The 13332-nt window shown below is 45.7% G+C and carries 11 protein-coding genes and 2 pseudogenes; 6 read left to right on the top strand and 7 right to left on the bottom strand.

Translation table 11 applies throughout. The features are described 5' to 3' along the window. Positions 1–258: 258 nt before the first annotated feature. Together QUB39_RS19350 and QUB39_RS19345 are read right to left on the bottom strand one after the other, a co-directional pair. Positions 259–1854 (bottom strand): pitrilysin family protein, encoded by a 1596-nt coding sequence (locus tag QUB39_RS19350; RefSeq protein ID WP_333261404.1) that lies wholly within the window; start codon positions 1852–1854, stop codon positions 259–261. 35 nt (positions 1855–1889) lie between these two features. Continuing rightward, positions 1890–2015, bottom strand: coding sequence for a hypothetical protein (locus QUB39_RS19345; protein ID WP_333485130.1), 126 nt, complete (start codon positions 2013–2015; stop codon positions 1890–1892). A 150-nt stretch (positions 2016–2165) separates the two neighbouring features. Here QUB39_RS19345 and QUB39_RS19340 point away from each other — a divergent pair, with 150 nt between their 5' ends. Beyond that, positions 2166–2783, top strand: a complete 618-nt coding sequence (locus tag QUB39_RS19340) for a helix-turn-helix domain-containing protein (RefSeq protein ID WP_333056383.1) — start codon at positions 2166–2168, stop codon at positions 2781–2783. 219 nt (positions 2784–3002) lie between these two features. Here QUB39_RS19340 and QUB39_RS19335 read toward each other — a convergent pair whose 3' ends face one another. Continuing rightward, entirely contained in the window at positions 3003–3365 is a 363-nt protein-coding gene (locus tag QUB39_RS19335; protein WP_333056382.1) for a hypothetical protein, read from the bottom strand. Positions 3366–3440: 75 nt separating this feature from the next. On the opposite strand from QUB39_RS19335, the pseudogene QUB39_RS19330 reads away from it, so the two are divergent. After that, positions 3441–3638, top strand: a pseudogene (locus tag QUB39_RS19330) (TetR/AcrR family transcriptional regulator); the annotation flags it as partial. Positions 3639–3688: 50 nt separating this feature from the next. On the opposite strand, the gene QUB39_RS19325 reads toward QUB39_RS19330, so the two are convergent. Next, entirely contained in the window at positions 3689–4051 is a 363-nt protein-coding gene (locus tag QUB39_RS19325) for a hypothetical protein (protein WP_333056380.1), read from the bottom strand. 120 nt (positions 4052–4171) lie between these two features. Here QUB39_RS19325 and QUB39_RS19320 point away from each other — a divergent pair, with 120 nt between their 5' ends. Beyond that, on the top strand, positions 4172–5113 hold the full coding sequence (locus QUB39_RS19320) for a cobalamin biosynthesis protein (RefSeq protein WP_333207833.1): 942 nt from the start codon (positions 4172–4174) through the stop codon (positions 5111–5113). Positions 5114–5117: 4 nt separating this feature from the next. Here the strand turns inward: QUB39_RS19320 and QUB39_RS19315 are convergent, their stop codons facing one another. Continuing rightward, the gene (locus tag QUB39_RS19315; protein ID WP_333207835.1) at positions 5118–5486 is read right to left on the bottom strand and encodes a phage holin family protein; all 369 of its coding nucleotides are present in this window, start codon (positions 5484–5486) and stop codon (positions 5118–5120) included. A gap of 109 nt (positions 5487–5595) precedes the next feature. Here QUB39_RS19315 and QUB39_RS19310 point away from each other — a divergent pair, with 109 nt between their 5' ends. Further along, positions 5596–6093, top strand: coding sequence for a pentapeptide repeat-containing protein (locus QUB39_RS19310; protein WP_333056374.1), 498 nt, complete (start codon positions 5596–5598; stop codon positions 6091–6093). Positions 6094–6282: 189 nt separating this feature from the next. On the opposite strand, the gene QUB39_RS19305 is transcribed toward QUB39_RS19310, so the two are convergent. After that, positions 6283–8484, bottom strand: coding sequence for a transglycosylase SLT domain-containing protein (locus QUB39_RS19305; RefSeq protein ID WP_333056373.1), 2202 nt, complete (start codon positions 8482–8484; stop codon positions 6283–6285). A 338-nt stretch (positions 8485–8822) separates the two neighbouring features. Between QUB39_RS19305 and QUB39_RS19300 the strand changes: the two genes are divergently transcribed. Together QUB39_RS19300 and QUB39_RS19295 are read left to right on the top strand one after the other, a co-directional pair. Beyond that, positions 8823–10301, top strand: a complete 1479-nt coding sequence (locus tag QUB39_RS19300) for a leucyl aminopeptidase (RefSeq protein ID WP_333056372.1) — start codon at positions 8823–8825, stop codon at positions 10299–10301. A gap of 412 nt (positions 10302–10713) precedes the next feature. Further along, positions 10714–12936, top strand: coding sequence for a PAS domain S-box protein (locus tag QUB39_RS19295; RefSeq protein WP_333056370.1), 2223 nt, complete (start codon positions 10714–10716; stop codon positions 12934–12936). A gap of 129 nt (positions 12937–13065) precedes the next feature. Here the strand turns inward: QUB39_RS19295 and QUB39_RS30650 are convergent. Further along, a pseudogene (locus QUB39_RS30650) lies at positions 13066–13235 on the bottom strand (sensor histidine kinase); the annotation flags it as partial. Between the last annotated feature and the right edge of the window lie 97 nt (positions 13236–13332).

Here is a 13332-nt window from a genome sequence, read left to right as displayed (position 1 = left end):
CTGCGTTCCCCGCCTCTGCCCAAGGCGTGACAACTTAACGTTAAACCTACCGTCTCTCTTGTTTGTCGCGAACTGCAAGATCCCCCCTAACCCCCCTTATTAAGGGGGGGACAAGAGTGTTCTCAAAGTCCCCCTTCTTAAGGGGGATTTAGGGGGATCTAGATTCGACTAAAAGCGACATTTATTATGGGTTTTAGTCTTAAGTTGTCAGGAAGGGGCAGAGCCTGAAAACGAGTTTTTCTTCCTTCTTCCTTCTTCTTACAGAGGCAAAAGCTTACCAATCGTGCGATTTTCCGGGCGGAAAGTTGCCTGAGCGACACGCTGAATGTCAGCGGGAGTAACAGCCGCGATCGCATCCAATTCCTTAAACAAATTTCGCCACGAACCGGTGTTTACTTGATAGTCCACCAGCGAAAATGCCATGCCCATATTAGAATTGAGCGATCGCAACAAATCGGCTCTCGCCTGAGTTTTCACGCGCTCCAATTCCAAAGCAGAAACCGGCTCTGTTTTCAGGCGCTCGATTTCCTTCCTCAAAGCGGAGGCTACTTCATCAACCGTGCGGCCCGGAGCAGTTTGAGCGTAAAATAACATCAAATTCGGATACTTTTCCCCAGGATAACCACTGAAACCTTGAGCAGCCAGCGCCAATTGCTGTTGTTCTACCAAAGATTTATAGAGCCGAGAAGTGCGGCCATCGCTGAGCAAAGAACCAATCATTTCATAAACCGCATTGTCGGGATGATTCATCGCCGGTTTGTGGTATCCTTCCAAATACCAAGGTTGAGTTTTTAATTGCAGCGTCACTTCCTTAGTTTGCGTTTGGGGAGGTTCGACAATCTGCAATTCTGGAGGCTCTGGTGAAGCCTTGTAACGGCCGAAATAAATTTGAGCGAGTCGCTTCACCTCCGAAGCTTTCACGTCTCCTACCACTGCCACAGTCAGCTTGCTGGGGACATAGTGAGTATCGAAAAACTTCTGCACGTCGCTGCGGGTGAGGTTTTTAATGTCTTCAGTGTAGCCAATTACGGGGCGACGGTAGGGATGAACAGAGAAAGCTTTGTTGGCAAAAGCTTCAACCATTTGTCCGATCGGAGAATTCTCGGTTCGCAGCCTGCGCTCTTCTAAAATTACCTGTTTTTCTTTGTAAAATTCCCGAAATACTGGTTCTAGAAATCGCTCTGATTCCAGCGACATCCACATTTCTAACTTATTAGCTGGCAGGCTGTAAAAATACATCGTAGCGTCGGTGGAAGTAGCGGCATTTAGTCCGACTCCGCCTGCTTGTTCGACTATTTTGCCCAGTTCATTGCGCTTGACAAATTGCGACGCTTCGGCTTCAACTTTGTCAAATTCTGCTTTTAATTGGGCGACTTCTTCAGTTTTGCCGCTGGCCTTGGCTGCTTGCATTTGCTCGAAGAGTTGGTCTTGTTTTTCTAGCAGCGGCTTTTCGGCTTGGTAGTCGGTAGTGCCGATTTTTGGCGTGCCTTTGAAGGCTAAATGTTCGAGATAGTGAGCGACTCCGGTTTGGCCGTCGGGTTCGTTTGCCCCGCCGACATCGGCGTGAATCAGAAACGATGCTACGGGCGCTCTGGGCCTTTCGAGTACGATGAATTTCATGCCGTTGTCGAGCTTAAATTCGCTGACTTGGCTGATTACTCGATCGAGCGACGGTTGAACAGAGACTGCTTGGGAGCCGCTAGCAGGGTTGGGGCGGGCAAGGGCTATTTCGGGGGAAACTCCCCACCACAGCAGTACAGCGGCCAGCAGGGAGGCAATGAATCGAGTTTGGCTCACGGGCGATTCCCTAGGGGATAGCTTCGCTTCACGGGGTTTTTGGAACTGCGGGGTCATTCGATTTTAGATTTTAGATTTTAGATTTTGGATTGTCAAACAAACAATGTTTGTGCTCGGTGGCCAGAGATTCTTTTCTCAGGATAAAGATTTTTTGAGGCATAAGCGATCTGTTGCGCCGCAGATGTTAGGCTGATACAGCAAATCTCAAAAAGGGTCATTCGATTTTAGATTTTAGATTTTGGATTTTGGATTGTCAAACAAAAAAATGTTTGCCCTCAATGCCAGAGATTCTTTTTAAAACTTAACATCAATTAGTCCCTCAGTCCAGCTCCCGTAGTTCCAAGTAGCAAATTACCCATTGCAAAGCCATGCGAATTTTTAATCAGTCTCCTCCTTCTGAAACAGAAACCAAGAAGCGGATTTTACAAGCCGCTCAGCGGTTGTTTGCCCGCAGCGGATACGACGGGACGACAACTCGCGATTTAGCAGCAGCGGCGGGGGTGGCCGAGGGTACGCTTTTTCGGCATTTTGATAATAAAAAAGCGATTTTGATTGAGGTGGCGACGGAAGGATGGGTGGAGTTGCTGACGGATTTGCTGACAGAATTAAGCGAGATGGGCAGTTACAAAGCAGTGGCTCAGGTGATGCGGCGACGGATGCTGAATATCCGCGAGAATAGCGACATGATGCGGGTGTGTTTTTTGGAGGCACAATTTCACCCGGATTTGCGCGACAGAATTCAGTTGGAAGTCATCGGAAAAATGAGCGATGTGGCTGAGGCTTTTTTTGAAACCGCGATGGAAAAAGGAGTTTATCGGAAGATGAATCCGAAGATTGTCGCTCAGGTATTTTTGGGAATGTTTGCAGTCGCGGGTTTCAGTCAAAATACGATTATGGAGCCGAATGCTTCGCCCCAGGAAATGCAGGAAATGGCCGAAGGACTCGCAGATATTTTTCTGAATGGGGTTTTGCAGAAAGATGAATAATTAGTCATTAGTTATTAGTTATTGGTTATTTATTGGTTATTGGTTATAACCGACATCTTGCAGCAATATCAATAAGAGGATTTTTCGTGGGGTCTGGCGGGTTTATAGAACCTATTTGCAAGCTTTAAGGCTGTTGGCGAACCCGCCCCTACGGCTAATTGAGAATGGTGCAATATCTCAGTTATAACCAATAACCCCTCACCCATCCCCAATCCCCAATTACTCTATAAATTCGTACATTTGCTGTACCCACTTCTCCCGATTATTCTGCCATTCATCCGTCACTACTTCCCAAGTTGTATTGCTTTCAAGTTCCAGCAAGAGACTTGATACTTCTTCCAGCGTCGATGCTATATGACATTCTTCTACCCAACTTTCACGGATCATTTTCCAGAGACTTTGTACTGCTTCTCGCTGATAATTTGATTCTAATTCAACTAGCAATTTGGCTAGGTGTTTTTCGTCAATTGCTGCTGACACCTCGCTCATCCAACAGTCGCGACGTTCTTTCCATTCTTCCGTCACTGCATCCCCGTTTAGGTGGGCTTGAAACTCTAACAGTAATTGGTTTAGTTCTACCATATTAAATTTTGTCTTGTTTGCAGTTGGTGCTATTTTTGTACAAATTTTATTGATTTAGACTCTTGGTTTTTTATAGTGAGCGATGTGGCTGAGGCTTTTTGGGAAACGGCTCAGGTATTTTTGAGAATGTTTGCAGTGGCGCCCTTCAGTCAAAATACGATTATGAAGCCGAATGCTTCTCGGCAGCAAATGCAGGAAATGGCTGAAGGACTCGCTGATATTTTTCTGAATGGAGTTTGGCAGAAAGATGAAGAATTAGTGATTAGTCATTAGGAAATGTTAGAGTCTGAAAACGCATATCTACAGGCTCTAAATCCTCGAAACTACTCCTTAAACTTGTGCATTTGCTGTACCCATTTCTCGCGATTCTGCTGCCATTCATCGGTAACCGCTTCCCAATTGGTATTGGTTTCAAGTTCCAGCAATAAACTTGATACTTCTTGAACAATCGATGCTGCCAGACATTCTTCTACCCAACGGTCTCGACGCTGTTGCCACTGAATATCCACCGATTCCCACTGCAAGTTAGATTCCAATTCAACTAGCAATTCTGCTAGATATGTCAGGTTAACTGATGCTGCCACATCGCTAACCCAACTTTCCCGGCGGTCTATCCATTCTTTTGTCACTCCTTCCCATTTGAGGTTGCTTTCAAACTCTAACAGTAACTGATTTAGTTCTACCATCTTAAATCTTGGGTTTTTTGTAGTTTGTGCTACAATTATACCAAAATTTTCACTAAACAGAGTGTTAAGTTTTTTTTAAGATTGCGGTCGCAGTGAAACTACAGAATAGATAACTGAATAATGAACGATGAATTTACTTTAGATATGCTAGAGATTCCCAGCGGTTGGAGGCGGGGCGAAGGTGACTGGACTGGAGTGGCGGCGGCTCTTGCTAGAGGGGAAACTGTCGAAGTAATTCAAGAAGTGGGTTCTACGTTGTGGCAAAACAGTCTGCCAGAAAAACATTCTTTGTATTGGGATGGGGAAAATCTATCAACTATCAAAGCCCGAATTTGGATTAGTTTCACCCAGAGAAGATTTTCGCCGGAATCTGTTTTGCCAAAGGTTCAGTGGCATCCGAGAGTGTTGTGGGTAGGGATAGGTTGTGAAGGCGGAACAGGGCGAGAATTAATCGAAACTGCGATTAAACAAGTATGCCGTGCTTATCATTTAGCCGAAAGTGCGATCGCAGGTATTGCTACAATAGATACTAAAGCAGGTGAAGTCGGCTTGCTGGAGCTTTGTCAAGCGCGAAATTGGCCGTTAAAAACCTTTGGGGCTGACATTTTAAGTTCCGTAGAAGTCCCCAATCCTTCAAATATTGTAGTCAAAGAAGTCGGCACGCCCAGCGTAGCAGAAGCTGCGGCACTTTGTGCGATCGAACTAATATCTTGTACTATTCTCAAGAACAGGCAAGATGCCTGTTCCACAATTCTCAACAACAGGCAAGATGCCTGTTCCACAAAGACTGAATCTGCTTGTGGGGAGGGCCTCTTGCCTGCCCGTACCATTCTCAAGAACAGGCATCTTGCCTGTTCTACAATTCTCAACAACAGGCAAGATGCCTGTTCCACAAAGACTGAATCTGCTTGTGGGGTGGGCATCTTGTCCGCCCAGCAAAGGCTTTTAGTCCCTAAACAAATATTTCGCAGCAAAAATCCCCCCCTTTCACAAGGAGGGGTTAGGGCGGGTTCTGCGGTAACAGTAGCCGTTGCAGTTTGCCCGATCGAATATCTGGGATAATCTACTACTGAGACAAAGTATTGGCATTCACAAATCGACCAATCAACCCAGAAACGAATGACAACACAATGGAACCCACCAAAGCCGGCCAAAAACCGTTAACCACAAAGCCGATACTGAACACACTCGCTAACCAGGAAGCCAGGGAAAGCGAAATTGCATTGACAACGAATAAAAACAAACCTAAAGTAATAATGGTCAAAGGAAGCGTCAGCAATGTAATAATCGGTTTGACAACCGCATTCACCAATCCGATAACAACAGCAGCCAGCATCGCCGCCGGAAAGCTAACCACCGCCATACCTGGTACAATGTTAGCGGTAATGACCAGCGAAACTGCGGCTACTATCCAAGTTAAGAAAAAACTTAGCATATCTTTTTTTCCATCTCCATCACTATTAATTCAGATTGTAACTGTTTAGTCGATCGACCAAAGTTCGGGATACACTACGAAATACCCACCTTGCGAGAATATCAGAATTATGAAACTCCGGCAACTAGCAGCATTCCTATTCGCGCTAACTATCTTCATCCTGCCGCGGCCAGCCCAAGCTCAATCTAAATATTACGCTCCGCCCTTGTCCTTTAGCAACGCCGAACTGACAAGACGCGATTTTTCTGGTCAAATGCTGCGGGCCGCTGAGTTTTCTAACGCTAATATGGACTTGACTAATTTTTCTAATGCCGATTTGCGGGGAGCAATTATGAGCGCTTCGGTGATGACTGAGGCGAATTTGCACGGAGCAAATTTAACTAATGCAATGATTGATCAAGTTAAATTTACTAAGGCCGATTTAAGCGATGCAATATTAGCAGAAACAATTTTGCTGCGTTCTACTTTTGAGGGAGCTGATATTACCGGCGCTGACTTTACTGATGCAATTATGGACGGATCACAAGTTAAAGAATTGTGCACAAAGGCCACCGGGATTAATTCCCAAACTGGGATTTCTACTCGCGATTCTTTGGGATGCCGCTGATATCATCTCCGGTCAATTACTGATGATTGTTTGTTGGGTGGGGGCGGGTTTTTGAAATTGTTTGTTTGGGGCGATTATGGTTGGTGGAACCCACCCCTACGAAACCCTATTTGGTAGGGGCGGGTTCCACCAAAAATATCTAAGGATTACCAACAATTTAGATAAACCCGCCCCCACACCACGAATAATTCACTTTGCTTTTTTCTGAGCAGCCGCATAATGCTCACTCATTAACTGATTAACTTCTGGATTGTAAATCCGCAGATAATTCCAGTAATTCTCAAACACCGATTTTACGTATCCTTTGGTTTCAGGAAACGGAATCTTTTCCGCAAAAGCATCCGGGTCACTAAAATTAAACCTCTTCAACCAATCTGATACTGCAGTTGGCCCGGCATTATAACTCGCCACAGCTAACATTGAGTTATTCTTGTACTCGTCGTGAGTGTGATCCAAATACCATGTACCGAGTTTAACGTTGTCGTCCACATTCTCCAATGAATACTTTTTGAGGCTAATTTGTCCAGCAACCCAAGCTGCTGTTTCCGGCATTACTTGCATTAAACCTGTGGCGCCAACTGATGATTTAATAGCGGGCATAAATCGCGATTCTTGCCGGATCAATGCTGTTACTAATACTGGATTTATTTTGCGATCTTGCGACCATTTGACAATGGTTTCTAAGTAAGGAAAAGGATAAAGTGCTTGCCAATAAATCGGTTGCTGTCTGAGTTCGAGGTATTGGGTTCTATCATCTGGTTTATCGCGCTGCCGCAAACTCCCAACCATCCACAAACCGTCTAAATTGTCTCCGACTGCAACTCGCATTAAACCGTCGGTAAACTGTTCGGCAATACTGGGTTCTACGCGGTCGATAAATTCTATTTGCCACAGCGTCCAAGCATCTCTATCTTGACCTAATTGATAGAGTTCTTTCAAGGCAGGAGAACCTGCCATTGGTTCGGGGCGCTGAGGCGGCCGCACTACATTGGGAGACAAATCTCGGACTGTGGTAAAGTCGCCGACGGGCCAGCCGAGAAGTACAGCCGATCGCCACGCAAAATATGATTCTGGATAGCGTAATATAGTGTACTCAAATGCAGTCTTGGCGTCTTGTTGCCGACCGAGTTGCTGTGCCCATTTCCCGACCCAAAATGCTGCTTCTGGAGCTTGTTCGCTGTCGGGATTATGGGTGGTTAATTCTCTGGCCCACTGCCAAGCTGATTTTAAATCTCCGCCTTTGGCAAACTGTTGGGCGATCGTCCACCGCAATTCGCCTGCTTTATCAGAATTATTGTATTTTGTCAAGAGCAACTTCCGGGTATCTGAGGCGGATTGACCACTGCGTGCTTTGTCGAGAAGTTGGGATTTATCTAACAAAGCTTCGGGGGCATGATTGGGGAATTTGCTAATAACTCGATCGAGCAAAACGATCGCTTCTTTCGGTTCGCTCAGCCGCGATAGCCGAATTAAACCCAAACCAGTATCTTCGGCATCGGGAAAATCGCGCACTAATTCTTGATAGGCAATTCTCGATTCCGGGATTTTTCCGTCGAGCCACAAACCGCGAGCTTTGCGGTAAAGATTTTTGGCGTTGCGGGGAGCTTTCCCGTAAGCAATAGCTCCTTTGCCATAATCTTGTTTTTCCCAATAGCCAAAGGCAATTTCTTCCCAATCTTCCGGTTTCAAACCTGCGCTGTTTCGCTGCACCAGTTGTTCCACAATTGTCCCGTAATCTTTGACATAATGACCGTGTTTTGCTACTAGCAGCATTAACTGGGGCTGATTGGGATTTTCTTTTAACTTGCCGAGAGCAATTTCTACGCTGCGGGGATGAGCGGGAAATTCAGTAATTGCCTGTTGCCAATATTCCGGTTTTGACTTGCCTAAAACATATAAAGCTTCCGCTGCTACCGGGTCCCTCGGATAGTTTTTGAGCAGTTCCTCCCAAGCTTTTTTAGTTTTGCCTTTGTCGCCGCTCAATTGGTAAGCTCGGGCCCTTTTTAGGGCAATGTGAGAGGCTAAAACCGGATATTCTTGCTCTAATTTGTCCAATAATTTTAATGCTTTGGCGGCATTTCCTTGCTGGATTAAATCGCTGGCCAGCAGGTAGCGGGCGCGGCTTTGAGGGGAGATTTGCTGCTGCGGGTTCGTACTTGCAGGAGGCTGACTGGCTGCAATTTCAACTAATTTCGCCGATCGCTCGCTCGGTGACAGCGATACCAGCATCTTGACTTGCGATTCGGAATTCGCTGCATTCTGGGGCTGCTCGGCCTTCTGGGATGAGCCCAAACCCATCAATTTCATCGCAGCAACCAAAGAGCCGATCGCAATAACGCAAACTGAAACGCTGATTAAAACAGAAAATCGGGCCCGGCGTCGTTTTAGCATGGGAAAATTTAAGAGAATAAGATATAGAGAACCGATCGTTTGTCAAGAGCCATCAGAGGCAGGATGGGTGTTCTACGCCATCACAGGCAGGATGCCTGTTCAACGAGAAATAAATGTTAATAGTGGGGCAAAAACGGACAGCCGACCCCCAAACAGATGATTGAGATTGGTGGAAGATCCGATCGCAGGCGGACTTGGCTGATATAGTAGCAGAATTTATTTTGATGTGGAGCCGAAAATTTGTGCGATCGATCTATTTCCCCGCACCAACGAAAAACCACAAACCACCCACTGCAAAGTACAATCAAAAATCTAAAATCTAAAGTGTAAATCAAAACATGGAATTTCTAGTCACCGATACGCCCCGCTCTGTTTGGACAGGAGACGCCCTGGCAATTGGTCTATTTGAGGACGGCTTGGAATTCACCGGCGAGCTGGCACAATTAGATGAAAAGCTTGCAGGCACTTTGAAAGAGCTGCTACTGGAAGTAGATTTTAAGGGCAAAGTGGGCACGAGCGCCATCACCCGCGTCGGCGGCAATAATCCCATTCGCAAAATTGCGATCGTCGGTTTGGGCAAAACAGAGGACTTAAAATTAGACACCGTGCGGCAAGCTGCAGGCGTTTGCGCCAAGTTAGCCAAAAAAGAGAAATGCAAAACCCTCGGAATTAGCTTTCCGGTGTGGAAAAACGCGCCGGATTCTACAGCAAGCGCCATCGCCGAAGGTGTAGAACTCTCCTTGAATCAAGACAACCGTTTCAAATCGGAACAGGAAGACAAAAGCCCGCAACTCGAACAAATTCATTTGCTCGGTTTTGCCGGTACCGAAAGTGCGATCGTCCGCGCCCGCCAAATCACTGCCGGAGTCATTTTAGCACGGGAATTAGTCGCAGCGCCTGCAAATTTTGTCACCCCGATTACCATGGCAGAAACCGCTCAAAGTCTAGCTACCGAATGCGGTTTAGAATTAGAAATATTGGAGCGAGAAGACTGCGAAAAACTTGGAATGGGAGCCTTTCTCGGCGTTGCCCTAGCATCTGATTTACCGCCTAAATTCATCCATTTAACTTACAAACCCGAAGGCACACCGCGCCGCAAAATAGCAATTGTCGGCAAAGGATTGACCTTTGATTCTGGCGGTTTGAACATCAAAGGTGCGGGCAGCGGCATTGAAATGATGAAAGTAGATATGGGCGGCGCTGCGGCTACTTTGGGAGCGGCAAAGGCGATCGGTCACATCAAACCCGATGTGGAAGTTCACTTTATCAGCGCCGTCACAGAAAACATGATCAGCGGCCGCGCCATGCGCCCTGGAGACATTCTTACAGCTTCCAACGGCAAAACAATTGAAGTCAACAATACCGACGCTGAAGGTCGTTTAACCCTGGCTGATGCTTTGGTATTTGCTGATAAATTGGGAGTTGACGCAATAGTAGATTTAGCAACTCTAACCGGGGCCTGCGTAATTGCTTTAGGCGACGATATCGCGGGTTTGTGGAGTCCTCAAGATAGCGTCGCTGCCGAAATAGTCGCCGCCTCAGAATTGGCCGGCGAAAAATTTTGGCGGATGCCGATGGAAGAGAAGTATTTTGAGGGGTTGAAAGCATTGCACGCCGACATGAAAAATACTGGCCCGCGTCCCGGCGGTTCGATTACGGCGGCGCTATTTTTGAAGCAGTTTGTAAAGGATACTGCATGGGCGCATTTAGATATTGCCGGCCCGGTTTGGACTGACAAAGAAAATGGCTATAATGGCCCTGGGGCTACTGGTTTTGGTGTTCGGACTTTGGTGCATTGGGCGCTGGGCGGTGCTTAATTGTGGATTTCCAGCGGAAAAATTGAGATTTTCTTTGCCTTAAAAGTCTGTTAGTCCATCTGTGAGCCAGGGGTTTTTAACCCCTGGCTCACTGCTTAAGTAATCTCAAAGAAAATTTAATAGCGATCGTTAACTATTTAAATGTTTCTGAAGCAATCAGTAGGCAAACCTATGTATTCCGTCACAGGGAGCAATGCTTACGTTGCGAGCCGTGACGCTCGGCATGGCTCATGCTTGGGAAAAACTTCGTTCCCAGGGCCCCACCTCGACAGTTTTGACATTTCCTGAAAAAATAGCTGTTTCATAAAAAATGAAAAAAGTATATAATTATGTAAATATTTCACTAGCCGAAATCAAATAATTAGATTTGATCCGATTTGCATTGGTACAGATAATTTTTTTCTTGAACTTTATGCAAGAACAATTAACAATTTTTTTTTCCACACTTGCTGTATCTTCTAGACTCGCCTGCAACCTGGTGCCGGAGTTGCGATTGTACGCTGTTTTTGACTCGCTGACGGCACTGGCTTATTGCTCGATCGCCCTATCGTTAGTTTATTTTACCCGCCAAGGTTCTCAGCGCAAGATTTTCCGGCTGTTTGCCATTGTTTTTTTTGCCTGGAGCGCCGCTAAATTGACGGAAGTTTGGACGCTTTGGCATTCCATATATTGGCTGTTGATAACTCTCAAAGCAGCAAGTGCTTTGATTTCTTTGCTTTTAGCCGCAACTGCCCTCGCCCTCATGCCGAAAGCACTTGCCGAGTCTGGTTTCAATCAAAAAGAAAAATTTCAACAAATGTCTTTAAAAAAAGTAGAACAAAATCAGCCCGAATATGATATCGAGAAAGGAGAATTGGCAAAACAATTGCTCGATATTTACCCTTTAGATACTATTGTCGATCGCACTTTAGCTCTCAATTCGCTTAACGAACAGTTAGAAAAAGAAATTGCCGATCGCCAGCGGGTTGAGGAAAAGTTGCAACTGACTCAATTTGCGATCGACCGATCGGCAGATGCGATATTCTGGATCGGGCCCGACGGTAAATTTTTGTACGTCAACGACGCTGCTTGCACTTCATTAGGATATTCTGCCGCAGAATTGCTCTCGATGACCGTGCACGACATCAATCCAGATTTTCCCCAAACTGCTTGGAGTTTGCACTGGAAAGTCTTAAAACGCTGCGGTTCGGTTAATATTGAAGTTCACCACCTCACTAAGTACGGTCGCATTTTTCCCGTAGAAATTACCATCAACCATTTGGAATTTAACGGCAAAGAATATCAGTGTGCGTTTGCTCGTGACATTAGCGAACGCAAGCGGATTGAGGCAGCTTTGCGAGAAAGGGAAGAAGAATTTAGGTCATTAGTTTCTAGCATTCCCGGTGCGGTTTACCGCTGCAGTGCTGCGGGGCGATCGAGCGTAACTTTTATCAGCAGTGGCATCGAAGCTATTTCCGGCTATCCGGCAGCTAACTTTATGCAAAAACCGGTGCAGGCTTTTCCGAGTATAGTTCATGCCGATGACGTGGAGCAAATCGAGACAATTATCGATCGGGCTATTAAGACAAAACAACCTTACATCATCGAATATCGCCTAATTCACTGCGACGGAAATGTGCGGTGGGTTGCAGAGAAAGGTCAAGCCCTTTTCAACGCAGACGGTAAAGTTTTATCCCTCAACGGCGCCATTTTTGACATCACAGAGCGCAAAGCAGCGGAGGATGCTTTGCGCCTCTCCGAGGCGATCGCCAACAACAGAGCCCAGCAGCTAGAAATCGCTCTCAAAGAACTCCGAGAAACTCAAGCTCATCTAATTCATACCGAAAAAATGTCAAGTCTCGGTCAAATGGTAGCTGGAGTAGCTCACGAAATTAATAACCCTGTCAGTTTTATCTACGGCAATATTTCCTACGCCAGCCAATATATCAGAGACTTGTTGCAGCTTGTAGAACTTTACCAAAAACACTATCCTCAGCCGCTGGTAGAAGTTCAAGAATGTATTGACAATATCGATTTAGAATTTCTGAGAGAAGATTTACTGAAAATATTATCTTCGATGAAAATGGGAGCCGATCGCATTCGCGAAATAGTTCTGAGCTTGCGAAATTTCTCGCGTTTAGACGACTCGGTAAAAAAGCCTACCAACGTTCATGAAGGCATAGACAATACGCTGCTAATTTTACACAACAAACTGCGCGCCAGAGGCGACTATCCAGAAATTAAAGTAATCAAAGATTACGGTAAACTCCCCTTAATAGAATGTTATGCAGGTCAGCTAAATCAGGTATTTATGAACCTGCTGAGCAACAGTATTGACGCATTGGAAGATGCTTGCAACCAAAAAAGGCGAGCGGCAGCCGGCGGCGACGATTGGGAACCAACTATTAGCATTCGCACAGAAGCCCTGAACGAAAATAGTATTTGTATTCGCATTTCCGATAATGCGATCGGCATGACAGAAGACGTGCGTAGCCGATTATTTGACCCGTTTTTCACGACAAAACCGATGGGAAAAGGCACTGGTTTAGGGTTAGCCATCAGTTACCGAATTGTCGCGGAAAAACACGCCGGATCCTTAAGCTGCCGTTCCACCGTAGGAGAAGGTACGGAATTTGCGATCGAGATTCCTTTATGAATTAGCCCGACGGAAGTATCAAGACTTTGGCAGAAGTTATCCCTCACTATAAATTGTAAAGTCGGGTGTAAAAAACTTTCAATTTTCAATAAAAATCCCAAAATTGGCTATAAATTACCCAGGTAATGTTCAACATGGCAGTGAAATTATAAATTCTGTACCGCGATCTAAAGTTGAGTTGACTTCTAGCATACTAAAGTGTTTCTCAACTACAATCAGCCGTGCGCCAATCCTAATCCCGTTCCTTTCCCTACCGCTTTCGTCGTCAATAAATGATCGAATATTTTTTGTTTGACCTCCCAACGGGTGTAGGAGTAAGGATCGCGAATTAAATAACTTACAATTTTAATTGTTATTGTGGGATGGGCTCTTATAGCCCGTCATGAGTGGACGGGC

The organism is Microcoleus sp. AT8-B5 (assembly GCF_036705565.1).
In the GTDB taxonomy this organism is placed as follows: Bacteria; Cyanobacteriota; Cyanobacteriia; order Cyanobacteriales; family Microcoleaceae; genus Microcoleus.
Note: the sequence above shows the minus strand (reverse complement) of the source record. Positions and strands in the feature narration are given on the sequence as shown.